We start from the raw sequence: 25000 nt of genomic DNA, 5'->3' as shown, positions 1-25000 counted from the left end.
TGTAATGCTATTATTTCTCAATTTTCCGGGTTAAATAAATCTCTGGTTTCTCTTGTAATTTTTCATCTGCCAATTGTCCAAAATCTTTGATATAGGATTGTTCGTTATGCAAGTCCAATGCTTGTTGGCTTTCCCATATCTCATAGAATACAAACAGGTTTTCATCCTGGAGGATACTTCGATGCAGATCATACTGAATACAGGCTGGTTCTTTTGTTGTTTGTATGACCATATTCTCCAATACCTGCACCACTTCGACGGTATGTTCAGGTTTACTTCTAATAATTGCTGTTAAATAAATTTTCATTTGATTTTTAGTTTACTGTTATTGCTATTTTTCCTGTATTTCCATTTGTTTCGGCATATTGATGAGCCTCGGCAATTTGCCCAAAAGTAAATTTTCGCTTATCGATCAATGGTTTTACTTTTCCCTGTTCTACCAGTCGGGTAATGTGTTTCAGGATTTGACCGTGTTCTATTTTGCCTGCTATATCATTGTAGAGGATCGGGATAATCATATAGACGGTATGAAATTCCAATGCTTTTTCGTGTACAGGCGATATATCAATCGTATCCAAAGACAATGTTGTTACTACCGTTCCTTTTATTTTAACCGCATTAAAACTGTTATATAGATTTTGGTTTCCAATGGTGTCAAAAACAAGGTCAAACCCTTTACCACCCGTATATTCAGCTACAAAATTTTCAACCGTTTCTTCTTTATAATTGATCGTGTAATCTGCGCCCAGTTTTTTAGCAATTACAGCTTGCATTTCGTTGGAAACCGTAGCATAAACCTCGGCACCCAACGCCTTGGCGAACTGCAATGCCAAATGTCCAACTCCGCCTATGCTTCCATACACCAATATTTTTTGCCCAGGCTGGATGTTCGCCCGCTGAAAAATCGCTTCGTAAGCTGTAATGCCGACCAAAGGAATGGCGGCGGCTTCTGCAAAGTTGAGGTTTTTGGGCATTCTGGATAATAACCTGTAATCAGCCTTTGTATATTCAGCCAATGCTCCGTCAATACCTGCTACACCACCGATGCAACCGTAAATATGATCCCCGATTTGAAATTCTGTTACATTACTACCCACTTGCTCCACAATTCCCGATACATCGCAGTGCAGGATAGCAGGAAAAGATGGGACCAAATGAGGCAAATACCCACCTCTGATTTTATAGTCAATCGGATTTATAGATGTAGCCATTACTTTAATCAAAACATCATCGTCGCCGATTAAGGGAACAGGATACTCAATTGTTTCAAACGTTTCGTTCGGATGCCCGAACTTATTTATTGTGATTGCCTTCATTTTACATTTTCAATTTGTTATTAATGGTTCAAAAACTTGTTTCAAATGATGGTGGTATCCGTTGCGATAAGCTTCAAACCGCTCCGGAGTCAAGCCTTTTACAATGTCATAAAAATGAAAACCATCTAGTTTGGATAAACCGATAAACTTCATCGTGATATGGAAGCCGAACAATACGCCATTATCAACGGATGTTTGGCTCATCAACTCGCCATCCAGTGTGAAAGCGCCTTCCGGAGCATTCCAGCTTGATGTTACCATGTATTTTTTGCCTTGCATCAATCCGCCTGTGCCATAATTGATTTCTGGATTGGTACGTATACGCCCGTCACTTTTGAAAATTGTTCCACGTCCGTTTTGAAAGACCAGATCAATATATTGTTTCAATTTGTAGGGAAGCTGAAACCACCAGATTGGAGTGTGCCAAACGATCACATCTGCCCACACAAAATTTTCAACTTCCTTTGGTATATCGTAGCCGCTTTCGATATGCGTAATGCGGACTTCAAATTCGTTTTCGTTCAGAAAATTTTCCGTCCATTCACTTAATAATCTGTTGAACAAACCTTTCGATTCGTCAAACTCCTGCCCTCCATTGATAATAAATATTTTTGCCATCCTGTTATTGTTTATGATTACATGGCAAAACTATCTCGATTTTATATCTAATAAAAATAATGTAAATTTGACCAAACTATAATTATTATTATAATGCAGGCAAATCTTGAGTGGTTCAGAACATTCCGTGCGATATACGAAACCGGTACAATGAGCGGAGCTGCAAAGCAGCTCTATGTATCGCAGCCCGGTATTGGCCTGCACCTGAATGCACTGGAAGTCTATACGGGTTTCCCGTTGTTTGAACGTACGCCCCGAAAAATGATACCTACCGAAAGGGGCAAGCTGCTTTACCAGCAAATGCTCAACTCGTTGTTATGCCTGGAAGATATTGAGACCCGCTTCCAACGAAAATCAGGCACTGACAGGGCAACGGTTAGCGTGGGGATGTGCGTGGAAACATTTCAGCAGGTTTTGGAAAGGCATATTCCGAACTTGAACTTTAATTTGATCATGCAATTTGGGAGCAATGACCAATTGGAACAGTCATTAGAAAGCGGTTCTGCAGACTTGATATTGACCACTTCCAAAAGCGCAGGAAATGGTTGTATTTACACTCCTTACACCGTAGAAAGATTAGTGCTTGTCGCAGGTAGGAATACGGATATTTCGGGATTTCAGATACAGGATAAAGTTAAGCTAAATGACTGGATGAAAGCTCAACTATGGTACAGTACCGCAGCGGATATGGGAGTTCTGAACCTCTTCTGGGAAAACAGTTTTGGAGAGCGCCCTGGTTTTGTTCCCAATTATATTGTGCCGAATAAATTCTCCATTATCAGATGTCTTTCAGAAGGGAACGGCCTCGCCGTGTTACCTGATTTCTTATGTAAAGAGGCGATGGATAGCAATAGGATTCGGAAGATATGGGAAGGCTATAAACCCATTGAAAATACCTTATATTTTGGAAAGCGAAAACAATCCTTATTTATGGATGAAATAGAACAGATAGAGAAAATGCTGATTGACGAGTTTCAGTAGTTTGTTTTTAATCCAAAACAGTCTATCTGTTAATAAGCCGGTTTTGATTTAAGGTCTGCTCTTTTACCAAAGGAAGTATTTTTTACATTGCGATATACTAGCGTTCCGGAAGAAAGTTTGCAGGAATTGAAAACCCTTGCCGATGATTGCATGCAAAATGAATTTAATGATCTCACCTGATTTCAACATGAGGCTAAAATCCTTAACAACGGTAATATACTTGAGGAGTTTTGAGGAGGGATATCAAATCCCGGAAAATAGCTGGCGGCTTTCATGTCACAATACTGTTTTTAAATTCCAATACCGCCTGCGAAAAAATAAGCGCAGGCAGCAACTTACAGCACTGAGGTCTTAGGAAACCCAACAACAATAAGTGCGCCCACGCGGTAGCATGAGCGTTCTGTACTTATTGTCCTGCTGTTGTTGAAATTCCTAAGTTTCAGTACCGGACTTAAAGCAAAAACGCTTCAATAATATCTTTCTACAAAAAAAGTTTTCTAAGTTTGATCTTAATCAATAAGCATCATTGGATTTAAGAAATGTATTGATGAAAGTTTAATAGATATTGACTACTTGAATATTGTTAGCTCTTAAAATATAACTAAATATTTTATGGTATGCGTTTTATGGATCAATGATTGACCATCTTCATAGCCCCTTCGCTATACCGTTCGCCGATTACGGGATATTGCTTAATCAACTCGTCAATCGTTACAAGATCAGTGCTTGTCAGGTTAACTTCAATCGCCCCAACGTTCTCTTCCAGGTATTTCCTTTTCTTGGTTCCTGGGATTGGGATGATATCATCGCCCTGCGCTAACACCCAAGCGAGAGCAAGCTGGGCAGGCGTACAACTTTTAGTATCTGCAAATGCTGCAAATTCCATAATAAGCTTGTTGTTATTGGCTATGTTTTCCTGCTGGTAGCGTGGCAAAGTTCTCCTGAAATCGTCTTCAGCCAGGATATTTACATCAAGTGTATTGGTGACTAATCCTCGTGCCAAGGGAGAATAAGGGACAAGTGAAATGCCAAGTTCACGAACAGTCTGCAATATTCCATTTTCCACATCCCTGGTAAGCAACGAGTACTCACTTTGCAGGGCAGCAATCGGATGTACGGCATGCGCTTTTCTGATGGAAGCCGCTGAAGCCTCGCTAAGTCCAAGGTAGCGTACTTTACCTTCTTTTACCAGATCAGCCATTGCACCAACGGTATCCTCGATTGGAACGTTCGGGTCGACACGATGGGCATAGTACAGGTCTATGGTGTCAATTTTTAGCCGCTTAAGGCTCTGTTCAACGGCGACTTTTATCCAGGCCGGAGAACCATCAAAATAGGTGCCCACAGCACTGCTTGGCCCAGCAATGCCATCCTTAAAACGGAATCCAAACTTTGTAGCGATAAATACTTTATCACGGTTGGGTACAAGTACTTTAGATATCAGTTCTTCATTGGCACCGTTAGCATACATATCTGCTGTATCCCAAAAGTTGACACCCAGGTCAAGTGCTTTCTCTAATGTTGCTAAACTTTCTTTGTCATCTGTAGGGCCATAAGCGAAGCTCATACCCATGCAACCAAGACCGAGCGCAGACAGCTGCTCGCTGGTTGTCCCAAGTTTTCTGTATTTCATAATTATTAGATTTATTCCTCAAATGTAGCTAGGGAATCCATCACCAGACTTATAGGTAACAAACAGATCTTTATAATAATCAAACAGCCTGGCGCAACCGGGTTGGTGCCGAACCGGTGTGCTTTTTAAAGAATAAAGTGAAATAGGAAGGATATTCAAAGCCCAGGCTGTAGGCAATATCGGAGATGTTCCAGTCGGTATGCTGCAATAAGGCCTTTGCCTCTTTAATGATTCGGGCTGCAATGTGAGCGGTTGTGGTTTTACCGGTCACCTCTTTTACGGAGCGATTGAGGTGGTTAATATGTACGGAAAGGGCGGTGGCATAATCGGCAGGGTTTTTCAGTTTGAGAATAAGCGCAGGGGAATCGATCGGGAACTGCCTTTCCAGCAATTCAAGAAATAAAGCAGAAACCCTTGAAGAGGCATTGGCATGGGCATGAAAATTTGTGGCCGGATTATTCTTCATTGCCCCATGGATGAGCAGGTGCAGATAGCTGCGCAGCACATCATACTTATGCGGGTAATCAGAACACATTTCCGCCTGCATTTTTTGAAATATAGCTGAAATTTCGTTTAGTTGTGCCTCGCCTGGAAAGAAGATCGGGTTACATCCAATCCTGAACAAAGGTGAATCCCGCAGGTTGTTTACCCGCTCGCTGTGCTGGATGAAATCTTCGGTAAACAGGCAATACCAGCCCGATTGCTCTTCGGATTCTGCTTCCCATGAATAGGGAACGACAGGATTTGAAAAAAGCAGTGCCGGCCGGTCGATCTGTATCCACTTATCCGCATAGTAGATCTTACCCTTGCCAATAATCAGGGAAACCTTATAGAAATCACGACGGCTGTACGGACTTACCACAGCGCAGGTCTCCCTGCTGAATACGTTGATGTGCCCGATGCCCGCATTATCCAAAGGAACATCTGTCGGCGCATGACTGGGTAGCCTGCTGTAAAAATCGCTAACGCTCTCTGCTTGTTTCATGCTGTAAATTTATAAAAATCAAACAAACTCTTTACAGATCTACATGGTTTGCTTTTCTGATACCCTATTTATCAAAAAGCAGGTGTGCAATTTTTATCTGGGCTGTCGTGACCTTTGTTTTGTCGTAGGCAAGGTAAAGGGTATTTTCGGTGACTGTGTGCCCTTTCCAGACCAGTTTCAGTTTCTTTTCCGCTAACAATTCCCCGGTAAGGTAATCAGCCGTAATGGTTAAGCCCTCACCTGTACCTATCGCCTCTAGAATGACCTGCATGTCCGGTATCGTAAAGCGGGGTTTCAAAGCCGGTCTCTTTTTGAAGTTTTGCAACCAAAATCTTCGTATAATGGCCAGATCAGCACTGTAGGTAAACCATGTTTGCCTAAGTAGCCATTCTTCTGCACTTTCCCACTCTTTAGCCTTTATGAATTTTTTAAAGCCGGATATATCCATCGAATGATTTCCAACAATGGCAAACTCTTCTTTTAGAATGGGCTCATAGATGATGTTTTTTTCTTCCGTTCTCTGGGTAGCAATTACGAAATCCAATTCACCTTTCGGGAGTTTGGCGATGAGTTCTTTTGTAAGGCCAAAAGAAACCAGCAGGCTGGCAGGGATAGCCGAAAGATGTCTGGAAGAAACGGCATGGAAGAACTCTTTCACGGTGCCGATGCGAACGATAGGCAGTTGCGACAAACAGCATATCGCCTTGAAGTCGGTTTCAATTTCTTCAAGTTTTTCCAGAGGCTCTACCATTTGCGTGTAGAATAGTTTACCGTAGTCCGTGGGAACCAGTCGTGGTTTTCGTTCAAAAAGCTGCCTGCCCACATGTGCTTCCAATGCAGAAAGATGCTGGCTAACGTTAGGTTGGGATATAAACAATGCCTTTGATGCCGCAGTAAGCGAACCGGTCTGATAGATCGCCTTAAATGTCCTGTACCATTCCAAATTTACCATACCGCAAATTTATAAATAAATTTATGGGCTTTGATAAATCACCTTATTTTCTTTATAGAGTAAGTATCCCCAACTTTGCATCGTTGTTTAAATTCCAACATACCTAAATGATGAAAAAAATGATCTCAACTTTTATGCACTATGTATTTCTAATGATGCTGACCAGCATAGGAATAATAGCAGTTCCCCAGCTTTATGCCCAAACAGATGCAGCTCAAAATTCTAGGATAGACAAACTGGCAACGGAAATGCTCTACAAAAAACAGACAGTGGGCATCACTATCCTCCTCCTCAAAAATGGAAAGCCAGTGTACAACAAAGCATTTGGCTATGCCGATCCGAAAAAGAAAATAGAGATGCGTACCGACCATATCTTCCGTATTGCTTCACAAACCAAAGCGGTAACCAGCCTTGCTGCACTCATGCTCTGGGAAGAAGGTAAGTTCCTGCTGGATGATCCCGTTTCCAGGTACATCCCGGAGTTTAAGAACATTCAGGTGCTGGATAGGTTCAATCCGGTAGATAGCAGTTATACAACCCTGCCAATGGAGCGTGAAATAACTGTACGCGACCTGTTTCGGCATACATCCGGGATTGCCTATCCCGTATTTTCCGGCAACCCGACCATTAATGCGATTTATGCCAAAGCGGGAATAGCTTCTGGTATCGGCAGCAAGGGCGAATTAAAGACCAAAATCCAGTTGCTGGCAGAGCAACCGCTGGTTCATCAGCCTGGCACAGCATTCACCTATGGACTCAACGATGATGTACTGGGACGCCTGATTGAAATCTGGAGTGGCGTTTCATTAGACGATTTTTTTCGAAACCGGATTTTTGAACCTTTAGAAATGAAGGACACCTACTTCCATCTGCCAAAGGAAAAAGCATCCCGTCTGGTTGCACTATCCATCAAGGACAAAGAAGGAATTTTCAGGAATGTAAATACTTCGATTTATGAAGGCAATGATCCCGATTATCCATTAGCCGACAACATTTACCTTTCAGGAGGAGCTGGATTGGTTTCCACAACAAGCGATTACGGTAAATTCCTGACCCTATTTCTCAACAACGGATATGCCGGAGGGAAAAGACTTATCGGGGCAAAAACTTTGGAACTCATGTTGACCAACCAGCTTTCAGAGGATATAAAAAGACCTGTTTCGTTGCAGTTTGGTCTTGGCGTTGCCTTAATTACAAAAGAAAACAAATACATGCAATCTCCCGGTGTAGGAACTTTTTATTGGGGAGGTATTTTTAATACTCACTACTGGGTCGACAAGGAGCAAAACCTTATAGGACTTGTTTATACACAGGAATACGATGCTTATTCTGAGGATATAGGGCATCTGTTCAAGAATGTGATCTATTCTACCCTGAATGAGTAATTTGAAATACCATCTATTAAATAACGGCATAAAAAGATATGAAAAGAATTGCGTACATCGGATGTTTGGGAATGATTGGTGTGATCACCACAGAGTTTGGTGTCATAGGGATTCTACCACAGTTGGCAGAGCACTACCACATCTCCATTGAAAAAGCAGGCATTCTATTAAGTGCCTTTGCAATGGTTATCGCACTTACAGGGCCGTTTATGACATTGCTTGCATCGGAATTTGACCGGAAAAAAGTAATGATGACGGCAATTTCTATTTTTCTCATTACTGGGATCGTTTCCGCATTTGCACCGCCATTCTGGTTGCTGCTGCTGGTAAGAATCCTGCCAGCTTTTCTGCAACCAGTATATATTGCTGTAGCAATTGCAGCAGCAACATCAGGGGTAAACGATAAAATAAAAAATGAAATGATGGGGATTGTGTTAGGTGGGATTGCCATTACGATGGTGACTACCGTACCTCTTGCAACCTGGTTGGCAGGAAGGCTCAACTGGCAGGCATCCTTTTTGGTACAGGCACTGGTTACGATGATTGCCCTGATTGCCATCTGGAAAGGGCTACCGACTATGCCTGTGAAGGAAAAGAAATCTTATGGAAGCCAGTTGAGCATACTTAAGAATAAGACTTTCATTATCAGTACGACCATGAACTTTTTTATGATCGCTGCGTGGTTTTCTACATACAGCTATTTTGCCGATTATATTAGCAAAACCAAGAACATGACTGGTGACATGGCAAGCTATATGCTGTTATTATTTGGGATTACCGGCGTTTTATCTAACTGGCTTGCGGGGAAGTTGCTCGGTAGAAGCATTCCCATAACAGCCGCACTGTTTTTATCGGGTACAGTTATTATTCCCTTTGCCCTTTATTTATCAGAAGGCAGTACAATTGCAACGGTTGCCGTAATCGCCATTTGGGGGTTCTTTTATGCACCATGCTTCCTGAACGCATCTGCCTACATGATCTCTGCTGCACCTAACGCTTTGGAGTTTGCCAATAGTCTGGCAACATCATTCGGCAATTTGGGCGTGGCAGTTGGCACTACAGTAAGCGGATGGTTCATCTTTCACAGTGGGGTTGCAATTGCTCCTTGGGTCGGTGCAGTTTTTGGTGTTGCCGCTATAGCTATGGTAGGGCTTAGATATCTACTGGAAAGAAAGCAGCGGATTTAGCCCCGATTGATTTATGGTTTTAAAATCTTCCGTACCATTTCAATCTGTTCGGTAGCGGCTTATCTCAATGGTAAGCCGTTTTCTATTTATAGTGTATCGTCTTACGTGCATTTTAGGGGTTCATCAATATTTCTTAAATTTATACTATGAAATTAAAAATGTGAGGATATGGTATCATCATTGGTTATAGGGATAATATTTTTGGTTGCAGGCTTGGGACTTCGTTACTGGATTAACAGAAGAAAGTTTTACAGACGAAGCGATACCGGAGCAGAGGGCTTTTCGTCTTACGAAAGTTCAGTCTTCATTAAATTGATTGAAAAGGTTGGAAAATGGGTAGCTTACGCACTGATTATTTTCGGGCTGTTATCGTTGTGGGTTTATTCCCGTGAGAAAAAGGACAAAGAAAAATTACAAAACAGCAACACTGAAATTAAAAAATAAATGGACTTTAAAAGCATTGCTGAAAATATCATTGACTTAAAAAATGCTGATTTAGAATTAAGGGATAAGCTTGTTCAAAACGGACAACTTACTGAAGGGTATAACGAAGAAATGAAAGAGTTGCACAACAGAAATGCTAAAATACTAAGCGGCATAATAGACGCAATCGGCTATCCAACAATTGACAAAGTTGGTAGTGAAGCAAATGAAGCAACGTGGTTGATAATACAGCATTCAATCGAACAACCAGCGCTTATGAAAAAATGCGCAGAATTGCTGGAAACTGCGGTTAAAGAAAATAAAGCAGATCCTAAAAATTTAGCGTATCTAACTGACCGAATAGCAGTATTTGAAGGGAAACAACAACTTTATGGAACGCAGTTCGATTGGGATGCAAACGGAAATTTAAGTCCAAATCATTTTGATGACCTAATCAAAGTAAATGAAAGAAGAAATTTAATCGGGCTAAACACGCTTCAAGAACAAACAGAATTTATAAGAAGACAAGCAGAGGATGAAAATCAATTGCCACCCGCAGACTTTGGAAAAAGAAAACAGGAGGTTGAAGAATGGAAAATAACTGTCGGTTGGACAAAATAAAACAACAAATAAAAAGGGTTTGGCAGCGGTTGGGTTGCTACATAGCAAAAACGATATGAAAGGCGGATAACTTTTGGTTGTCCGTTTTTGTTTTATAGTGATAGTATAACCCGCCAAATACCGCCAAACACTGCCTCTTAACGCAATCTTTCCCAATCCTGTAATAGACATTTATAAATTCGACTTCCGCAGCAAAAAAGAAGCAAACTATGGAAGTTATCGCAATACAGAAATCAGCGCTGGAGGGAATGAAAAATGAGCTGAAAGCACTTCTGGAACTAACCGAAAGTGCTACTCGCAAATACAGCTCGATTTTCAAGGAAGAGCAATGGCTCGATAACCAGGAGGTGTGCCTGATGATGAACATTACCAAGCGCACTTTGCAGACGTACAAAGACAAAGGGGTATTGCCTTACTCCAAACTGAACCGCAAAAACTATTACAAACTTTCGGATGTACGGGCTTTGCTCGAAGCCGGACAGCCGTACAATACCAACGATAATGGATTTACTAACAAATGAAGCCGAAGAAATCATCGAGCAACAACAGATGATAACAGCGTTAAAAAGCCGTATTCAAGCAATACTGAAGAATTACCGCCCTGTGATGAACGGCCAAATATATTTAACAGGCGAAGATGTTTGCAGGTTATTACATATCAGCAAACGAACATTACAGCAATACAGGGACGACAACATCTTGCCCTTTATACAGATCGGCGGCAAGATAATCTACAAGGAAACCGATATTATGAGTGTATTGGAACAAAATTACATTTCACATAAAACACATTGACTGTAACCTTTTCTGTCTTATATGGTTTCAGATAGGGATGAGTTTAGTATCTTTGCTGCTGAAAATATAGAAAATACTTAAAGTGTTTTTGCTTTAAGTCCCACATTGAAAACTGGTAATTTTTAGACAACGGGACAGATAAGTAAGGACGCTCACGTCAAAGGCGTGGGCGCTCGCTTATTCGTTGTCGGGTATACCAGTACCTCAATGTGCGGTAAGTGTAGTTGCCCGCGCTCTTTTTTTTGTGCGAGGCTTCCACCACCTAAAACATTATGGTATGGATAACGAGCATATTTTTTACCCCGAATTTGACCACCCTGCGTCGCAGCTATCAGCCTTTTCCCTCTGTATAGATACATTCATTATATCCCTTAAAAACGGGGAAATCGTAAAATTCCAACCTGCTCAAATAGCTCATTTCAAACAATGGCTTAACCGTTTCAATGTTAGGAACATTGCGGTTGACAGCGGCATACCCCAATCTTATAGCCAGCCTGACACATCCAAGCCTTTCGACAATTTTTTAATCTTAAAAAACGAAATAAAGACAATGAGCGAAGAAAGAAAAATTAAGACGGCATTCGTAGATGACCACGACCTGCTAAGAAAGGGTATCTGTGATTTTCTAAGAGAAGATAGTGCCTTTGAAGTCATATTTGAAGCGGAAAACGGAAAGTCGGCATTGGAAAAAATGGAACAGAGCGAAGAGGTTCCCGACGTGATGATTGTAGATATTAATATGCCCGTAATGAACGGCTTTGAAACCGCCAAAGCATTGCTTGAAAAATATCCGCAGACGAATATCCTGGCTTTTAGCGTCAACGATGAGGTGCAGGACGTAGTGAAGATGCTGAATTGCGGAGCAAAAGGCTATATATTAAAAGGTGCTGATCCAGAAGAACTCAAAAAAGCCATTAAGATAATATCCGGAGGTGGCCAATATTTCAGCGCAGGCGTTTATGAAATAGCCAAAAAATATTATAAACAGTTTCCCCAATAGCGGGTTTCTTTGTTACTTTCTTTTTCGCTCAGCTCACGAAAGAAAGTAAGTCTTCCAAAATAATAATGGGATAACGAATATCCCACGCAAATGCTGTCGCAACCTGTTTGATAAAATGATTGTGATGATGGTGCGTAGCCGTATCATTTTGGCAATGGGGTTGCACCGCTTAGATGCAAAAAGACTGCCCCGACCATCGGAAGGGAGTGTCTTTTTGCCGCCCGACTTTTCGTGTCAGGCGACTTTTATCGGGTGCGTACGGAAGTCTTTCAGATTGTGAAAAAATCCCTTGTATTCGGTCATTCCCCTGCGAAACAGGTTCCACAATAAAGAGCAACCCATTTGTGTCAATGATGAATTGATAAACAAATCCTGGTGTTCCAAAGCTTCGGCAAGTGAACAGCTTGGCGTGTTGTCCGCTTGTTCGGACTGTTTCAGCAATTCGCCATATTCATCGGTAACAAATGGCAGGCTTGCCACCGTTTGGTACTTTTCTGAATTGGGCTGTTTTATCTCCCCGATGGTAGATAACAGCACTTGCCCTGTATCTTGGCTGTTGCCAAAATCCAGCCAATATTTTGGCTCATCTTGGTAATGTCTGCGGTAGCTGGCTTCGTTTAGGATTTCAGCAACGCCAAACCTCGCCTGTACATTATCCACACAGGTTATGGTAACGGTTGCCCTTGCATTTTCGGGCAGTCTGCCAAACTTGTCCTTTTCAAACTTTACCGTTTCGGCCTTCCAGTTTGAACCGATACAACGGTTGATGCGGTTTATCAGGGCTACGGATTTGTATAATCCAGTTTCGCATTCAAAAAATCGCTGTCTGCCTAAATTGGCATTGGTGATAACATCATCGTCCCACAAACGCACCTGTAACCCTGCGTGCCCTAATGCTATCAAACTCTCGTTTATCTCCATTAAAGCGGTCAACACCTTTGAACCTGTGCCACCTGCCCCGATAAGGTTTACAGAAATGGGATTGGTGGGACTTATCAGATACTTGTCTGTAAAATGGACTGCTGTTTTTTCTGTATTCATCACAATAGATTTTTAAGTGTCTTATTATTCCCTTTCAATACCTTTTTCGGAAAGGGTTTATCTGTACCGATAAGGTCTTTCCATACGTTTACGCAATTCCCTTTTATGGGGCTATGGCTTCCCAATAGGTGGCTGAAGTAGCTGTTAAAAAAATAGCTTTCCCACGCCTGTATAAATTCCTCAACCGAAGCCGAATTTTTGATGTCGATAGTCACCGTACCCATACACACCCTGCCATCTTCATAGATGTTAAAAAAGGGGGCGTAATGCAACGGCGTTTTTTCTGTTGGTCTGCTGTCTGTTGCAAGGGCAAAAACGGCAAGACTGTTTTTATTGGCAAACCACAGCATTGGCTATACTTGTGCCACTCCGTTGGGTATGCCCAAACCATTCACAAAGTACAGTTGCCGTTGCTGTGCTTTGGTGTACCATAGCACCGTACCTTTTTCGCTCGGATTGATGTGCAGAATATTTGTTGGCAAAATGCCCTTCGGCTTTAAAAAGGCTTTGCTCTTTTCTTCATCGGTCTGTAAAGCCTTAGCTAATACGTTGGCTTCTTTTACCGTCAAAGGATGGGCATTTACTGGCGTTCCGTTACTGTCCATATCAAAATGCTCCACGTACATATTGGTGTCCGTTCCTGCGGTTTCATAAAAAACCAATGCGGATTTTGGGTGGTACAATGTGCCGAAACTTTCGGCTATGTTATTTACGCTGTTCATTTTCCTGTTCTTTTATAGTCATACAATTGTGTGCAGAGGTCGTCCAGTAACGCAAACAGACGGTTCTCAAAATCGAGGTTGGTCGCTGTCGTTTTACTTCCGTCAAAAGATTTGCTAATGGTCGGTTCTTCCATTTCAGCATATTCGTTAAACTCGTTGTTGATGCTTTCTGTAAGGCTTTCATAAAGCCAACCTTTGGTATCGGCAATAAAGGAGATATACTTATGCATCCCGATTGCTTCGGTTTCGTAATCATCGTTATATGGGTCTTCCTCGTGCAATGGTGCGTTTCTGAAAACGCTTGCTGTCGGATATTCTGTGTAAAGGGCGAACGCATTACGAGCCACCTTATGGCACTCCCTGTCGAATGTGTCAAGGCTCTTAAATCGGCTCAAACGCTGTTCAAAGAACTTCAGATTAGAGCGGTTAAATAATTTCTGTTCTATCCTGTCGCCAAGATATTCGGCATTTCTCAACTCGCTCAGATACGTTTCGGTTGCATCCGTTTCGTCGTCCTGTTCTACCCAATCTTTGTGCATTTCATACATCCAGTACAGGTAGCTGTCTTCCTGCCTGTAATATGGAATGTCGGCAATGTGGTACAGGTAACTGCATACCGATAGGAGTAGCTGTGCCGTCTTTTTGCGTTTCGGGTCTTTGAGCATTTTAAAGAGTGGCACAATGGGAACATAATACAGTGTCGTACCTGTATTGTACCGTTCCTCGCTTGTCAAAAAGGCTTTCTTACTGTCCTGTACCAATTTGAAACCATCCCAATTTATATTGGTACGTTTTACTTTGGTTTCCATATCCCACATAGACAGGGCTATATTATAGGGAAAGCCAAAATCTTTGGTTTGCATTGGTTCAATGCCGTAATGCTCGGCAAGTTTGGAGAGGGACTTATAAAAATCCCTCTCCGTTTTAGTTGTTTCTCTACAGGCCTGTACGGAATGTGCCGTTTTCAGTTTGGGTAGGAACGTACATTTTAGAATACCATTGGTAACATTGCTATCGGTACGGACTGCTGTTTGTCTTTCTGCACCTGGCTTGCGTCTTTTGGTTTTTGCATCCAACGTGCGAACTCGCCCAATTGTCGGTGCAAAGCCCGTTGCCTTTTCTGTTCGGGTAGGCTGATAATGCCCGATATGATGTTGCGTTGCATAGTTCATCGTTTTATAATTTTTGATTTAACCTTTCGTACCCATTACGCTCTCAAATTTGTACTCTACTGCATCATCCTTAATCTGCGGTGCAGATACTTTTGCGGTCGTTAGAATGGGGTACAGATTGGCGTAAAAATTCATCACAGCTTCCACGCTCCAACGTGGTTCGGGGTCGGTCAGTCTGATGTCCTGTCCTTTATCTTTGAGTATGAACACTCGTTCTAATTGCGTTGCTAATAACATAACTTTTCGATTTTCGGATTAACACTTTTATTCTTCCTCGTCTATTTCATCAATGGGATAATCGGCAGTAAGTTCTTCCGCTTGTTGTGGTGGCTCTTGCGGTTCGGGTGTAGCTTCTTCCATTGCTCCGAAAAGGCTCGGTGTTCCAAACTTGTCGGACAATGACGTTTTACGTTTGCGTATCTCGTCCGCTTTTTCGGGGAACTCGGTTATGTCGGGAACTTTCATCCACGCTTCACGGAACTTGCCCTCTTTCTCCAGTTCATCAGCCTTTGCCATTCCGTCTTTAAACTTCTTGTCTTTGGCTTCTTTTTCCTTTTTCGCTTTTTCGGCTTTGTCTTTCTCCATTGCCGATTGCATTTTGACAACTTCCATTTGCTTCATAAAGGCTTCCATATCCACCATTAAGCCCGATACCTTTTGTATCGGTGTGGTTATCTGCTCAAAAAATCCCTCGTCAAACTCTTTTGGCGTGGCATTAAATGTCAATGGGGGAATAAGATTTTTTGCACTATCTCCGCATTGTTCATTATTGAGCAGTACTGTTACAATAAGGTTGTTTTCTATTCCCTTTGAAATGTTCAGTTGCAATACTCCTGTAAAGTCCAACTGCTGTATCTGATTAAAAAAATTGGTGTTCATCGTTCTAAAATTTTAATTTGTTGTTACTTGTTCTTTGATTGCCTCCAGTTTCTCGTACATATCCGTCCAATAGACTTTTTGTCTTTTGTCGAACTCGGAGAAACTTTTATCCTTGTGCCTGTATTCCTTGTAATCTGCCGTTATTTTGATGGCTTCGTCAAGGTCTGTAACTTCTATCAGGCAACCGTTTAAATCTGTGATGTACATTGCTCCGCTGTTAAGAGTGTGATTTTTCTGCGGTATAAACCCCATTTACATAGTAGCCGAATGACAGTTCCCAAAGGCGAATTAAACCGTCCGTATCTATATAGAAATGCTTCGTTCTATTGCAGTAGATAATGTGTATAGTCTCGTCCTTATGCTTCTTTTCAAGGCTCTTTTCTTTAGCCAGTTTTTTCGCTTCCTCTATGGTTCCCGCTTTCATAACACTTGTTTTATAATAGGCTACCACCGTTTAAGGCGGTAGCCTGTTGTTATTTAATTAAGGTTTAAGATTTCCGCACCGTCCAAAGCAAATGCGGTACACAGTTCAAATGCTTTTTGTGATTTGAGTTGGGCAGTACCACCCAATACAATGCTCTGTAACTTGGCTTCATCGTTCTTGTAATTTCTTACGTTCTGATAGTAGCCTGTAACAGCATTGTACGCTCCGAACAATGTGCCTTTGGTGGTGTCCATTTGCTGTGTGTCGCTTATCATAGCGTATGCAAATGCGTCCTCAACGGTGTTTTTGAACACGGTGGAAATTTCATCGTCTGCACCTTTTTTGATAAGGTCAAGCGTTTCCTTGTTCGGGCAAAGTGCCAACTGGATTAGCTTTCTTACTTCTCGGTCGTTCACTTTTACTTTAGTCCACTCGTTGAAAATGCCCTCTAATTGGTTGCTCAGGGTATTGGCAAGTCCCATAATCTTGTGGGCGTTCTCGATACGCTGTTTTGCTCCCGAAGTGTGTTTGATACGGACTACATTCGTCATACTGCGTAATGAGGCATTCAGCGTGTTTTGGCATACAATCCTAATGGGGGTAAATGCGGCTGTGATGCTTCCGCTACCATCGTGCGAAGTGGTTAGGAAGATGTACTTTTCTGTTACATCATCGCCATTGCCAACTCGGATATAGTCGGGAAGTTTTGCTGTGATAAAAATGCGTTCCCCGTTGCCCAATGCTCCTGCGGTTTCGTACAGGATGCCCTCGCCACCACCTACAATAGCATCAAAGAAATTAAAGGCTTCTCGGTTCTGTACAATGTGGTAGTCCTTACCGACTACGCCCAATACAGCATTGTTATCGGTGCGTATGTTGGCGAAATAGTCAGGTACTTCCAATTCGCTACTGCCTATCTCTATGCCATCCGAAGTTTCGATGATGCCCGAACCTTTGGTAAACAGTGGGGATTTTACGACTTCGTAATCTAAACCTGCGAATTTGATAGCTTCTTCGCTTGTCGGGTATTGCTCTACGATTTGCCCCAAACTGTGCCACGCTTTTTGTTGTACGCTAAAGAATGAATAACGTCCTGTTTTCTCGTTGAAATTGATATTATGTGCCATAACGCTTAAAATTTTGATGTTGAAAAATGATTGAATACTCGTTGTTAAAATGGGAGGTCGTCATTTTCTCCCTGTACTGTAAAGCTGTTGTTCTCAGCTTGTGCAGTAGCCTGTTCGCCTTCTGCTTTCCTGCTACCTCCATGTAGTTTGATGTTGGAGGTATGGAAATTAAGTCCTGCTTTCGGCTCCCCGTCACTGCCTGTCCATGCCCTTGTGCTTACCCTGCCCGATAGTTCTACCAAAGTGCCTTTTGTTAGCAGTCTTGCCACGTTTGGCGTTATCCAGTAGGAGCAGTCGAAGTAGGTCGTTTGCACGATGCGTTCACCCTGTTTGTTACGGTAGCTGTCGTTGGTCGCTACTGAAAAGTTTACTACCTGTTTGTCGTGTGACGTTGTGCGTACTTCCGCATCCCTTGTCAGTCTTCCTGTGATGTTCATGATTTCGATTTTTACGTTGTTAAATTCCTGTCTGATTTTTTTGATTTGATTTATTCGGCAATGAGAGGAGGTGCTTGTTTTCGTTTCACTTTTTCCATTTCCAATGCTGATAATTTTCATTTCTGACATTTTTTTTATTCGTGTAAAGAGCCGGAGTATGCTTTGTATCGTTTCACGAGCATAAAAGGTTAGTGTTTAGCAGCAGCAAGGTTTTGTCAAAAAAATACTACCCCTGGGTGGAGATTATTTTGCAAACCCGGAGGGCATGACCTTGCTGTTGCGTTAAGAACACGATCATACCTTTGCTCTTGAAACGGGACAAAACAGCATACCGGTTCTTGGATAAAAAACAGGTGTGGAAGCAGTGAAAATGGCATTGGGAAATGGCCGGATGTGGTTAGAAAGCATGCAGCCTTCGAGGCTGAATTTCAAAAGCACTTTTAAGTGCCTGGCTTTCTATAGAGGTGGCCTGGGTGCCACGTAGCGAAGTAGTAGGGGTCGTGTTTTTTGTATAGGCATAAAAAAAGCAGGATTAACGATCCTGCTTTGATGTGAACGGTGGAAAATAATCAGTCGATAAGTTCAAATTCCTGTTCATCGATGGCAACTCCATCTTCACTACAATCTCCTTGCTGCATAGTAACAAATGCGTTTTCTAGAGCAGCAAATTTTGGTGATACCAGGTCCATATCCTTACTTATCTTTTGACTGGTAATCTTGGCATAAATCTGAGTAGTCGAAATGTTTTTGTGCCCCATCATTTTGCTGAGGCTTTCAAGTGGTACGCCCTCTGTTAAGAACATAGTAGCGAAAGTATGTCTTGCGGTGTGAAAAGTTACTTTCTGTTCAGTGACAATCTCCGCTTCGCCAATCAGCTTTTTAACATGGCTATTACAGGTTGCATTTGTTGGGACAGGAAATAAAAATTCATTGCGGGTAATGCCTTGATATTTTTCTATCAGCCGTTTAGGAATTTCCATTAGCCTAACGTTGGAGGCAACATCCGATTTTTTTCGCCTGCTGATAATCCATTGGTGACCATCAAAGAATGATTGGATATTGCCCGTTTTCAGTTTTTTTATATCAATGAAGGAAAGCCCTGTGAAACAACTGAAAATAAAGAGGTCTTGTACAAGCTCAAACTTTGCATCCGAAGGTTTTAGAAACATCAACTTTTCAACTCCTTCCTTAAGAAGATAGCTGCGGTCCGTTTCTTCCATGCTTATTTCATAATCCTCAAAAGGATTTTGACGTATTAGTCCTTTTTTGATGGCAAGATCTGCAAGGGCAATAACTGGCATCGTGTAAACCCAAACAGTATTGTGGGTACATTCCTGATCGATGCGTAGAAAGAAGTCAAATTCTCTGATAAAATCCGGGGTTAGTTCCCTAAAGGCCATATCATCCCGATGATAGCGTTCTCTAATAAATGTACTAAGGTGGCTATAAACGGTCTTGTACTTGTTATAAGTATTTTGAGAACGTTTGCCTTTGCTAACCATTTTTTGAAAGTCTTCATTTTGTTCCCTGAATACTTTGAGAATAGCATCTTCCATAACACCAACTCCCAAAAATGAAAGTTTTACTTTCTGTGACGTTGCGAAACCTTCATCTTTCAGCATATCATCATAAATCTTATTGATGCGTACGCGGACTTGATCCAATTTTTGGTTGGTACTTACGGCTATGCTGCTCTTGCCTAATACACGCCCGTGTTTTAAATCCCAGCTATTGGGATCAATTTCCAGTTTAGTTCCAAAAGTTTTAGGGGTTCCGTCAATGGTAATCCGTCCCATCACAGGTACATTGCCGTTCTTTTTCGGTTCGTTTTTCTTCAAGTAAAATAACAACTTGAAGGTGGATCTTTTTACTGTCTCCATAACTCAAATGTTTAACGTTTAAAATTAAATTACATTGAGTTACAAGGAAAGGGAGAAAGGGGTGCAAAAGACTGAAATATAATCAGTTAAGCTAAACTATTACCACTCTTAGTCGGTAATGAATTAGTAACCTAACCTTGTCATTTTAAGCCCAAAACCTACCAGACACCGAGTTCCAAACCAAGACCACTATTTTATAAAGCCTTGTATAGCAACGGTTTTAACCGATTTGCCTATTTTTGCTTCCATCTAATCTTTTTTTCTTAAAAAATGCATCATCCAGTTCCAGTTTTTTATCATAATGCGCAATTCCTTTTTTGACATAAGGTGCTGTGAGATCCGCCATCCAGCGGAGGTCTTCCGGATGTACGAGATGCCATGTAGGACGAAGTACATGTGTGCGAATAATGTGACCATCATTGATCGCTGCTTCCACGGTAGATGAATGACAATTGGATACACGCTGACCCACCGCCCATTTGGACATATCATAATCCTGTGCCTGAATTGCCCCCATGTGTTTTACCAGGGAGGTGGGTGTATCAAATTGCGGAATGGCTAGTTGTTGCGAAAGGAGCCTTTGCTGCAGCAGATTTTTTGTGGTCATCGGATAAAGATAGGGGGTATTTTGAATTTGCCAGGGTTTACAAGTCAATAGATTGATATTGAGGCGTTTGTGTGAGTTTGAACAGTGGCCGGCAAATTTTCCTTATATTTGTATAGAATCATTCGAATTTGTATGCGTGCAAAGATCAGTAAACTGGGAAAAGCGTTCCTAAAGAACAGTAAAGCAGCGGCTGCTTTGTCAGAAGCTGTGTTTAACAACCGCGACCGTATCTCTAATGGGGAGAAGGTGCAGTTTAAGGTAGTGCTGAGCAGGAGTAATAAGCCTGTTGAGTTCACAGCTGCTGTGCGGAGTGCAGGGATTTCGCAACCGGAGTAGGTGAGGCCGGCGATTTTTCAGTTTTAAATCCTGGATGTTTTAAATTTTGAAAGGTATAACATCTGAAATGGTTAATGCCTGAAAGGTTTAAATCCTGGAGAGGAAAATTCTGAAAAGTTTAAATCCGAAAAGATCTACACTTTCATGCACTCCATTGATCTTTCATTTTAGCGGGCATTCCACCCATCGAACCATATTTTTATAACAGTGTCAACCCGATCCCGCGCTGCTGATTCAATCTCCAATTGATCCATGAACATTGCTATAGGCGCTTTCCTCATCACCTTATTATTCATTCCTGCCATTTCATTTCGTTTAGCACTCAACAACCATCGTCAACTGAAGGAGTTGCTGGGGGCATTGTCCATTACTGACACTATCTGGCTGTTTATTCTCGTTCCCATTTGTACGCACCTGGTTTTATTACCTATCCTCTTTTCTTTGGGGGTGACGGTCAAGTTTGACCTGATGTTGAATATCATTTATTCCAACCGGGATTTTCATATTAATAACAGAACCATGGGCTGGGATGTCATTTGCTTCCTTGGCTATGTGTTGTTTGCCTTTGCGGCCGCCTTTGTGGTGAGTGCGTGGATTGTGAAAAATAAGCGACTGAGTGAGAAGATAGTAGCCTTATTGGGAGCGGGGAATGAATGGTATGAATTGTTCGATGGGAAGTATGCGACCCTGAATTTTGATATGATCCTGTTAAATGTAGTGACGGGATCAAAAGAATCTACCCTGATTTATACAGGGTACCTGGAAAATTATTATTTTCAGACTAAGTCTACAGAACTGGATTATATTGTTTTAACCCAGGTGACAAGGCGGGATTTGAGAAAGCAGTCGCTCACAGAACAGCCATTGGGGGAGAGTGGCAGAACGAGTTCTTATTCGAATGAGCCAGGCGTTGCCATTAGTTTGCCGGGCGATGTGATTGTGATACCAGCAAAGGAGATCCTGAATATTAATATTACTTATTTGCAGCTGGAAGTGGATGCTGAGATGATTGAGGAATTGGAGGGATAATAGTATTGTTTGTTGGACTTTGTTTTGAAACCTGAAATTGAAATAGCAGTCTTATTAGAACTAATTTCATAATTACTACTTATGTATTGATTATCAATTATAAATGCCAGTTTATGGAATAAGTGCTGGTTTGAATTACTTAAAACTCCCATTATGCCTCCCCGTTATTTACCACTTTCCTTGCTGGTGGCTATTTTGCTATTCGCATCGGCCTGTAAGCAGTCGCCTCAGCAAATCAGCATCAGTGGACACATTGAAGGCTTAAAAGATTCCATTCTTTTTATCGCCATTCCCAAAGAGGATAGCTATCATACTTTCGATAGTTATGAAACCTATGATTTTAATAATGACGATTATAAGTATGTACCTGTAAAAAACGGTTCTTTCAGTTGGATCCAGGCGTATAACGGGCCCCAGCACCTGGTGCTGAAAATCAGTTCCCATACGGTCACTTTATTTACCGGAAAAACGGACATTGAGATCCTGGGGCGTGCTGATTCCCTGGCGAACCTGCGGATTAGCGGATCTGTAGCCCAGCAGGAATTTGAAGCACTCAGGAGCATTATGATGGAAATCTGGAAGAAGGAATTGTATCTTGGAGGGGTGTTGTCTAAGGTACGTGATACCAATTTGCTAAAGGAGATAGAACCGCAATATGATTCGGTCATGGCGCTGAAGAAGTTGAAAACAGAGCAGTTTATTGCCAGTCATCCGGGTAGTATTGTGAGTGTGGGTATCATTAAGGAGTTAGCATATGATGGAGATCCGGCGTACCTGGATAGTTTGAATAAACTGTTGACACCGGAGATTGTGGCGACGCCTGCGGGACAACGATTGGAAGAGAAATTGGCGGTGTTGCGGAGAGGAGCTGTGGGGCAGGTATTTCGGGATTTTGAGCAGATAGATTTGAAGGGGGATACGGTGCGACTGGCAGATTATAAAGGAAAGTATTTGCTGGTATTTTACTGGGTGAGTTATACCAAGGAGGAGAACCTGGAGGTTTTGAGGCTGTATAAGTGTTACAGGAAGAAGGGGTTTGATGTGCTGGGGGTATTTATTGGTGAGGATAGAGCGAGGTGGAAGGATATGGTTGCCTGGTATGGATTGCCCTGGAAACAGGTGTCTGACCTGGAGTGGATCCATGGGCACCTGGCGAGGGAATATGGGATCAGGAGTATGCCGAATAATTTTTTGCTGGATCCCAAAGGGGTGATTATTGGGAGGGATATGAGTATGAAGGAGTTGGAGACGAAGTTGTGTGAGGTGGTACATTAGGGATGGGGATTCAGGTAGTTTTGGGTGAATACGAAATTCAGACGGATACCAGCCATTCGGGTGGTTTTTTTGAAATTATTCTGACATCCTGTACTTTTGATGGTACTGAAAGCTGTTATGAGTAAGAAAATTCATTCGCAGGAAAGGTCGGAAGAATGTCAGGGACATTTAAGGGCCATACATGATACCCTGGATGTATTGAACGGGAAGTGGAAGATCTCCATTATTGGATCGCTGGGTTTTGGTAAGCGCCGGTTTATGGAATTGCAACGGGAGGTAGAAGGGATAGGGTCAAAGATGCTGTCTAAAGAGTTGAGGGAGTTAGAGATGAATGAGCTGGTGAAGCGGACCGTGCATGATACGAAGCCGGTAACGGTGGAGTATGAGTTGACGGATTATGGGGCGACGCTGCAAAGTATCATTTCGGAAATGGCGAAGTGGGGACGGACGCATCGAAAGCGGATCATGCAGCAGGTGATTATTTAAGTTAGCCGCCAGCGGCAACACTATATTTGAAGTAAAGGCGGAGCCTAATGAGAATGTATTTTCTTTAAAGGGAAGCATACCTCCATAAAACAATAAAGCAAAACCCAGCTATACAGCCAAGTTCTGCGTTATTTGAATGAAAGCAACCAAAATAAAAACCTACCAGCAAAATAAAAGAAGAAAGGAAGGTCAGAAGAAGGGCATTCCGGGATGACAGAATGCCCGTTGCAAATCGCGCACAATGGACCTTCCTTGTAACCAGTGTTATCTTTAATATCTTATATTACAGCTGATTTTTTCGCAAATCTTTCGAACCAGGCTCTCTCTAAAGTCTCCCTATGATCAGGGTGAGCAATTTCGATTAATGCCTTGCCTCTTTCTTTCAGGCCTTTACCGAACAGGTTAGTGATACCATATTCTGTAACTACCCAGTGAATGTGACCTCTGGTAGTCACCACACCAGCACCTTCTTTCAGGAACGGCGTGATACGTGAGATACCTTTGTTTGTCACGGATGGCAGCGCAATAATTGGCTTACCACCTTCTGATAAGGATGCACCTCTCATGAAGTCCATCTGACCACCAATACCTGAGTATTGATAAGTACCAATACTATCTGCACACACCTGACCGGTAAGGTCCACTTCGATGGCACTGTTGATAGCCATGGCTTTAGGATTCTGACGGATCACGGCTGTATCATTTACATAGTCGATAGCCAGCACTCTTACGCTAGGGTTATCGTTTACAAAATCATACAGTTTGCGTGTACCTGCCATGAAAGAGGTGACATTTCTGCCTACATTCACTTTCTTCAGGCTATTGTTGATCACACCACTTTCGATCAGAGGAATTACACCGTCAGACATCATTTCTGTGTGTAAGCCCAGGTTCTTGTGGTTTGTCAGGTTCTTTAACACATAATCAGGAATGCTACCAATACCTAACTGAAGGGTGGAACCATCTTCTACCAGGGTAGCGATGTTGTGGCCAATCTTAGCGGTTACTTCGGTGGCATCTGAGGAGTAGTCCAGTACCGGTAATTCTTCTTCGTGCCATACAGCAGCGTGGAAGCGAGATACGTGGATGAAACCCTCTCCATGGGTACGTGGCATTTTAGGATTTACCTGTGCCACGATATATTTTGCTACTTCCGTTGCAGCGCGGGCGATGTCTACTGAAGTTCCCAGTGAACAATAGCCATGCTGGTCTGGAGGTGAAACTGAAATTAATGCGACGTCCGGAGGCAGAATGTTCTTTCTGAACAACTGAGGAATCTGGCTCAGGAAAATAGGAACGTAGTCTCCATGTTCACTATTAACAACTTTGCGGGTGGCAGCTGATGTGAAAAGGCACTTAACAAAAAAGCTCTTCCTATATATTGGATTGTCGAAGTCTACTTTACCTAAGGTCGTAATGCTATTTAATTCAACATTTTCCAATTCTTCGTGCCTTTCTTGAAGGGCCCTTAAAAGGTGCATTGGCGTTCCGGCGGATCCATGGATAAAAACGCGGTTACCTGAAGTCACACACTTTACAGCTTCTGATGCCGGGATATACTTAAACATATCGTTTCATTGACTTTGATGGATCAAAATTACCGGCAGATGGGTTTTTAAATGCTGATGAGGGTCAGTAAGGTTAGTATTTGTTATCAGCGGATCGGGGAATTTTGGTGAGCGGATCGGG

32 protein-coding genes are annotated in these 25000 nt (G+C 42.2%); 13 read left to right on the top strand and 19 right to left on the bottom strand.

The features are described from left to right. Positions 1 to 10 precede the first annotated feature (10 nt). From U0033_RS07455 to U0033_RS07445, 3 genes are read right to left on the bottom strand one after another with little or no spacing between them, the layout of a single operon-like run. On the bottom strand, positions 11 to 307 hold the full coding sequence (locus tag U0033_RS07455) for a putative quinol monooxygenase (RefSeq protein ID WP_072362436.1): 297 nt from the start codon (positions 305 to 307) through the stop codon (positions 11 to 13). A gap of 7 nt (positions 308 to 314) precedes the next feature. Beyond that, positions 315 to 1316, bottom strand: a complete 1002-nt coding sequence (locus U0033_RS07450; protein WP_072362437.1) for a zinc-dependent alcohol dehydrogenase family protein — start codon at positions 1314 to 1316, stop codon at positions 315 to 317. Positions 1317 to 1325: 9 nt separating this feature from the next. After that, positions 1326 to 1934, bottom strand: coding sequence for an NAD(P)H-dependent oxidoreductase (locus U0033_RS07445; RefSeq protein ID WP_072362438.1), 609 nt, complete (start codon positions 1932 to 1934; stop codon positions 1326 to 1328). Between the two features lie 93 nt (positions 1935 to 2027). Here U0033_RS07445 and U0033_RS07440 point away from each other — a divergent pair, with 93 nt between their 5' ends. Next, entirely contained in the window at positions 2028 to 2915 is an 888-nt protein-coding gene (locus U0033_RS07440; RefSeq protein ID WP_072362439.1) for a LysR family transcriptional regulator, read from the top strand. A gap of 631 nt (positions 2916 to 3546) precedes the next feature. Here the strand turns inward: U0033_RS07440 and U0033_RS07435 are convergent. The 3 genes from U0033_RS07435 to U0033_RS07425 all read right to left on the bottom strand — a co-directional run bounded on the left by U0033_RS07435 (position 3547) and on the right by U0033_RS07425 (position 6485). Beyond that, on the bottom strand, positions 3547 to 4548 hold the full coding sequence (locus U0033_RS07435; protein WP_072362440.1) for an aldo/keto reductase: 1002 nt from the start codon (positions 4546 to 4548) through the stop codon (positions 3547 to 3549). A gap of 79 nt (positions 4549 to 4627) precedes the next feature. Next, entirely contained in the window at positions 4628 to 5533 is a 906-nt protein-coding gene (locus tag U0033_RS07430) for a helix-turn-helix domain-containing protein (protein ID WP_072362441.1), read from the bottom strand. 64 nt (positions 5534 to 5597) lie between these two features. After that, complete coding sequence (locus tag U0033_RS07425) at positions 5598 to 6485, bottom strand: LysR family transcriptional regulator (RefSeq protein WP_072362442.1); 888 nt, start codon at positions 6483 to 6485, stop codon at positions 5598 to 5600. A 119-nt stretch (positions 6486 to 6604) separates the two neighbouring features. On the opposite strand from U0033_RS07425, the gene U0033_RS07420 reads away from it, so the two are divergent. The 7 genes from U0033_RS07420 (at position 6605) to U0033_RS07390 (ending at position 11896) form a co-directional block, all read left to right on the top strand. Then, positions 6605 to 7870: a serine hydrolase domain-containing protein gene (locus U0033_RS07420; RefSeq protein WP_245801786.1), complete on the top strand. Its 1266-nt coding sequence runs from the start codon at positions 6605 to 6607 to the stop codon at positions 7868 to 7870. A gap of 38 nt (positions 7871 to 7908) precedes the next feature. After that, positions 7909 to 9057 carry an MFS transporter gene (locus U0033_RS07415; RefSeq protein WP_072362443.1) on the top strand — a complete coding sequence of 383 codons (1149 nt, stop codon included), beginning with the start codon at positions 7909 to 7911 and terminating at the stop codon, positions 9055 to 9057. A gap of 168 nt (positions 9058 to 9225) precedes the next feature. After that, entirely contained in the window at positions 9226 to 9501 is a 276-nt protein-coding gene (locus U0033_RS07410) for a molybdenum ABC transporter permease (protein ID WP_072362444.1), read from the top strand. Beyond that, the gene (locus U0033_RS07405) at positions 9502 to 10101 is read left to right on the top strand and encodes a DUF6624 domain-containing protein (RefSeq protein WP_072362445.1); all 600 of its coding nucleotides are present in this window, start codon (positions 9502 to 9504) and stop codon (positions 10099 to 10101) included. It abuts the gene before it with no gap. 209 nt (positions 10102 to 10310) lie between these two features. After that, positions 10311 to 10622, top strand: a complete 312-nt coding sequence (locus U0033_RS07400; RefSeq protein ID WP_072362446.1) for a helix-turn-helix domain-containing protein — start codon at positions 10311 to 10313, stop codon at positions 10620 to 10622. After that, positions 10603 to 10896, top strand: coding sequence for a helix-turn-helix domain-containing protein (locus U0033_RS07395; RefSeq protein ID WP_072362447.1), 294 nt, complete (start codon positions 10603 to 10605; stop codon positions 10894 to 10896). Before U0033_RS07400 ends, U0033_RS07395 begins: the two co-directional genes overlap by 20 nt. A 277-nt stretch (positions 10897 to 11173) precedes the next feature. Next, positions 11174 to 11896 (top strand): response regulator, encoded by a 723-nt coding sequence (locus tag U0033_RS07390; RefSeq protein WP_072362448.1) that lies wholly within the window; start codon positions 11174 to 11176, stop codon positions 11894 to 11896. Positions 11897 to 12130: 234 nt separating this feature from the next. Here U0033_RS07390 and U0033_RS07385 read toward each other — a convergent pair whose 3' ends face one another. The 10 genes from U0033_RS07385 to U0033_RS07340 are packed head-to-tail and all read right to left on the bottom strand — an operon-like array spanning position 12131 to position 17698. Then, complete coding sequence (locus U0033_RS07385) at positions 12131 to 12937, bottom strand: PRTRC system ThiF family protein (RefSeq protein WP_072362449.1); 807 nt, start codon at positions 12935 to 12937, stop codon at positions 12131 to 12133. Continuing rightward, positions 12937 to 13287, bottom strand: coding sequence for a prokaryotic E2 ligase family D protein (locus tag U0033_RS07380; RefSeq protein WP_245801787.1), 351 nt, complete (start codon positions 13285 to 13287; stop codon positions 12937 to 12939). Before U0033_RS07380 ends, U0033_RS07385 begins: the two co-directional genes overlap by 1 nt. 3 nt (positions 13288 to 13290) lie before the next feature. After that, entirely contained in the window at positions 13291 to 13659 is a 369-nt protein-coding gene (locus U0033_RS07375) for a prokaryotic E2 ligase family D protein (protein ID WP_245801788.1), read from the bottom strand. Further along, positions 13656 to 14831 (bottom strand): hypothetical protein, encoded by a 1176-nt coding sequence (locus U0033_RS07370; protein WP_072362450.1) that lies wholly within the window; start codon positions 14829 to 14831, stop codon positions 13656 to 13658. The genes U0033_RS07375 and U0033_RS07370 overlap by 4 nt, the downstream gene beginning before the upstream one ends. Before the next feature lie 18 nt (positions 14832 to 14849). Then, a complete protein-coding gene (locus tag U0033_RS07365) occupies positions 14850 to 15041 on the bottom strand; it encodes a PRTRC system protein C (protein WP_245801789.1) in 192 nt (63 codons plus the stop codon). A gap of 54 nt (positions 15042 to 15095) precedes the next feature. Further along, entirely contained in the window at positions 15096 to 15710 is a 615-nt protein-coding gene (locus U0033_RS07360) for a PRTRC system protein E (protein ID WP_072362452.1), read from the bottom strand. Positions 15711 to 15722: 12 nt separating this feature from the next. Next, on the bottom strand, positions 15723 to 15917 hold the full coding sequence (locus U0033_RS07355; RefSeq protein WP_072362453.1) for a hypothetical protein: 195 nt from the start codon (positions 15915 to 15917) through the stop codon (positions 15723 to 15725). A gap of 10 nt (positions 15918 to 15927) precedes the next feature. After that, positions 15928 to 16134, bottom strand: a complete 207-nt coding sequence (locus U0033_RS07350; RefSeq protein WP_072362454.1) for a DNA-binding protein — start codon at positions 16132 to 16134, stop codon at positions 15928 to 15930. A gap of 53 nt (positions 16135 to 16187) precedes the next feature. Then, positions 16188 to 17261, bottom strand: a complete 1074-nt coding sequence (locus U0033_RS07345; protein ID WP_072362455.1) for a DUF932 domain-containing protein — start codon at positions 17259 to 17261, stop codon at positions 16188 to 16190. A 44-nt stretch (positions 17262 to 17305) separates the two neighbouring features. Further along, positions 17306 to 17698, bottom strand: a complete 393-nt coding sequence (locus tag U0033_RS07340) for a single-stranded DNA-binding protein (protein ID WP_072362523.1) — start codon at positions 17696 to 17698, stop codon at positions 17306 to 17308. A gap of 355 nt (positions 17699 to 18053) precedes the next feature. Here U0033_RS07340 and U0033_RS07335 point away from each other — a divergent pair, with 355 nt between their 5' ends. Then, a complete protein-coding gene (locus tag U0033_RS07335; protein ID WP_262487769.1) occupies positions 18054 to 18182 on the top strand; it encodes a hypothetical protein in 129 nt (42 codons plus the stop codon). 85 nt (positions 18183 to 18267) lie between these two features. Here the strand turns inward: U0033_RS07335 and U0033_RS07330 are convergent, their stop codons facing one another. Both U0033_RS07330 and U0033_RS07325 read right to left on the bottom strand, forming a co-directional pair. Continuing rightward, entirely contained in the window at positions 18268 to 19578 is a 1311-nt protein-coding gene (locus tag U0033_RS07330; protein WP_072362456.1) for a site-specific integrase, read from the bottom strand. A gap of 220 nt (positions 19579 to 19798) precedes the next feature. Continuing rightward, positions 19799 to 20185, bottom strand: a complete 387-nt coding sequence (locus U0033_RS07325; protein WP_072362457.1) for a DNA glycosylase AlkZ-like family protein — start codon at positions 20183 to 20185, stop codon at positions 19799 to 19801. A 132-nt stretch (positions 20186 to 20317) separates the two neighbouring features. On the opposite strand from U0033_RS07325, the gene U0033_RS07320 reads away from it, so the two are divergent. The 4 genes from U0033_RS07320 (at position 20318) to U0033_RS07305 (ending at position 23311) form a co-directional block, all read left to right on the top strand. Beyond that, a complete protein-coding gene (locus U0033_RS07320; RefSeq protein ID WP_072362458.1) occupies positions 20318 to 20521 on the top strand; it encodes a hypothetical protein in 204 nt (67 codons plus the stop codon). Positions 20522 to 20773: 252 nt separating this feature from the next. Next, the gene (locus tag U0033_RS07315) at positions 20774 to 21550 is read left to right on the top strand and encodes a hypothetical protein (protein ID WP_072362459.1); all 777 of its coding nucleotides are present in this window, start codon (positions 20774 to 20776) and stop codon (positions 21548 to 21550) included. A gap of 153 nt (positions 21551 to 21703) precedes the next feature. Further along, entirely contained in the window at positions 21704 to 22825 is a 1122-nt protein-coding gene (locus U0033_RS07310; protein ID WP_072362460.1) for a TlpA disulfide reductase family protein, read from the top strand. A 117-nt stretch (positions 22826 to 22942) separates the two neighbouring features. Continuing rightward, on the top strand, positions 22943 to 23311 hold the full coding sequence (locus tag U0033_RS07305) for a winged helix-turn-helix transcriptional regulator (RefSeq protein WP_072362461.1): 369 nt from the start codon (positions 22943 to 22945) through the stop codon (positions 23309 to 23311). Between the two features lie 278 nt (positions 23312 to 23589). On the opposite strand, the gene U0033_RS07300 is transcribed toward U0033_RS07305, so the two are convergent. Continuing rightward, positions 23590 to 24879: an acetyl-CoA hydrolase/transferase family protein gene (locus tag U0033_RS07300; RefSeq protein WP_072362462.1), complete on the bottom strand. Its 1290-nt coding sequence runs from the start codon at positions 24877 to 24879 to the stop codon at positions 23590 to 23592. Positions 24880 to 25000: the final 121 nt, after the last annotated feature.

The organism is Chitinophaga sancti, from assembly GCF_034424315.1.
GTDB lineage: Bacteria > Bacteroidota > Bacteroidia > Chitinophagales > Chitinophagaceae > Chitinophaga > Chitinophaga sancti.
The sequence above is the reverse complement of the archived record's forward strand: the minus strand, read 5'-3'. Positions and strand labels throughout refer to the sequence as shown.

Coding starts and splice junctions, on each gene's coding strand:
- U0033_RS07455 (WP_072362436.1), bottom strand. CDS start 307: ATGAAAATTTATTTAACAGCAATTATTAGAAGTAAACCTGAACATACC.
- U0033_RS07450 (WP_072362437.1), bottom strand. CDS start 1,316: ATGAAGGCAATCACAATAAATAAGTTCGGGCATCCGAACGAAACGTTT.
- U0033_RS07445 (WP_072362438.1), bottom strand. CDS start 1,934: ATGGCAAAAATATTTATTATCAATGGAGGGCAGGAGTTTGACGAATCG.
- U0033_RS07440 (WP_072362439.1), top strand. CDS start 2,028: ATGCAGGCAAATCTTGAGTGGTTCAGAACATTCCGTGCGATATACGAA.
- U0033_RS07435 (WP_072362440.1), bottom strand. CDS start 4,548: ATGAAATACAGAAAACTTGGGACAACCAGCGAGCAGCTGTCTGCGCTC.
- U0033_RS07430 (WP_072362441.1), bottom strand. CDS start 5,533: ATGAAACAAGCAGAGAGCGTTAGCGATTTTTACAGCAGGCTACCCAGT.
- U0033_RS07425 (WP_072362442.1), bottom strand. CDS start 6,485: ATGGTAAATTTGGAATGGTACAGGACATTTAAGGCGATCTATCAGACC.
- U0033_RS07420 (WP_245801786.1), top strand. CDS start 6,605: ATGATCTCAACTTTTATGCACTATGTATTTCTAATGATGCTGACCAGC.
- U0033_RS07415 (WP_072362443.1), top strand. CDS start 7,909: ATGAAAAGAATTGCGTACATCGGATGTTTGGGAATGATTGGTGTGATC.
- U0033_RS07410 (WP_072362444.1), top strand. CDS start 9,226: ATGGTATCATCATTGGTTATAGGGATAATATTTTTGGTTGCAGGCTTG.
- U0033_RS07405 (WP_072362445.1), top strand. CDS start 9,502: ATGGACTTTAAAAGCATTGCTGAAAATATCATTGACTTAAAAAATGCT.
- U0033_RS07400 (WP_072362446.1), top strand. CDS start 10,311: ATGGAAGTTATCGCAATACAGAAATCAGCGCTGGAGGGAATGAAAAAT.
- U0033_RS07395 (WP_072362447.1), top strand. CDS start 10,603: ATGGATTTACTAACAAATGAAGCCGAAGAAATCATCGAGCAACAACAG.
- U0033_RS07390 (WP_072362448.1), top strand. CDS start 11,174: ATGGATAACGAGCATATTTTTTACCCCGAATTTGACCACCCTGCGTCG.
- U0033_RS07385 (WP_072362449.1), bottom strand. CDS start 12,937: ATGAATACAGAAAAAACAGCAGTCCATTTTACAGACAAGTATCTGATA.
- U0033_RS07380 (WP_245801787.1), bottom strand. CDS start 13,287: ATGCTGTGGTTTGCCAATAAAAACAGTCTTGCCGTTTTTGCCCTTGCA.
- U0033_RS07375 (WP_245801788.1), bottom strand. CDS start 13,659: ATGAACAGCGTAAATAACATAGCCGAAAGTTTCGGCACATTGTACCAC.
- U0033_RS07370 (WP_072362450.1), bottom strand. CDS start 14,831: ATGAACTATGCAACGCAACATCATATCGGGCATTATCAGCCTACCCGA.
- U0033_RS07360 (WP_072362452.1), bottom strand. CDS start 15,710: ATGAACACCAATTTTTTTAATCAGATACAGCAGTTGGACTTTACAGGA.
- U0033_RS07355 (WP_072362453.1), bottom strand. CDS start 15,917: ATGTACATCACAGATTTAAACGGTTGCCTGATAGAAGTTACAGACCTT.
- U0033_RS07350 (WP_072362454.1), bottom strand. CDS start 16,134: ATGAAAGCGGGAACCATAGAGGAAGCGAAAAAACTGGCTAAAGAAAAG.
- U0033_RS07345 (WP_072362455.1), bottom strand. CDS start 17,261: ATGGCACATAATATCAATTTCAACGAGAAAACAGGACGTTATTCATTC.
- U0033_RS07340 (WP_072362523.1), bottom strand. CDS start 17,698: ATGAACATCACAGGAAGACTGACAAGGGATGCGGAAGTACGCACAACG.
- U0033_RS07330 (WP_072362456.1), bottom strand. CDS start 19,578: ATGGAGACAGTAAAAAGATCCACCTTCAAGTTGTTATTTTACTTGAAG.
- U0033_RS07325 (WP_072362457.1), bottom strand. CDS start 20,185: ATGACCACAAAAAATCTGCTGCAGCAAAGGCTCCTTTCGCAACAACTA.
- U0033_RS07320 (WP_072362458.1), top strand. CDS start 20,318: ATGCGTGCAAAGATCAGTAAACTGGGAAAAGCGTTCCTAAAGAACAGT.
- U0033_RS07315 (WP_072362459.1), top strand. CDS start 20,774: ATGAACATTGCTATAGGCGCTTTCCTCATCACCTTATTATTCATTCCT.
- U0033_RS07310 (WP_072362460.1), top strand. CDS start 21,704: ATGCCTCCCCGTTATTTACCACTTTCCTTGCTGGTGGCTATTTTGCTA.
- U0033_RS07305 (WP_072362461.1), top strand. CDS start 22,943: ATGAGTAAGAAAATTCATTCGCAGGAAAGGTCGGAAGAATGTCAGGGA.
- U0033_RS07300 (WP_072362462.1), bottom strand. CDS start 24,879: ATGTTTAAGTATATCCCGGCATCAGAAGCTGTAAAGTGTGTGACTTCA.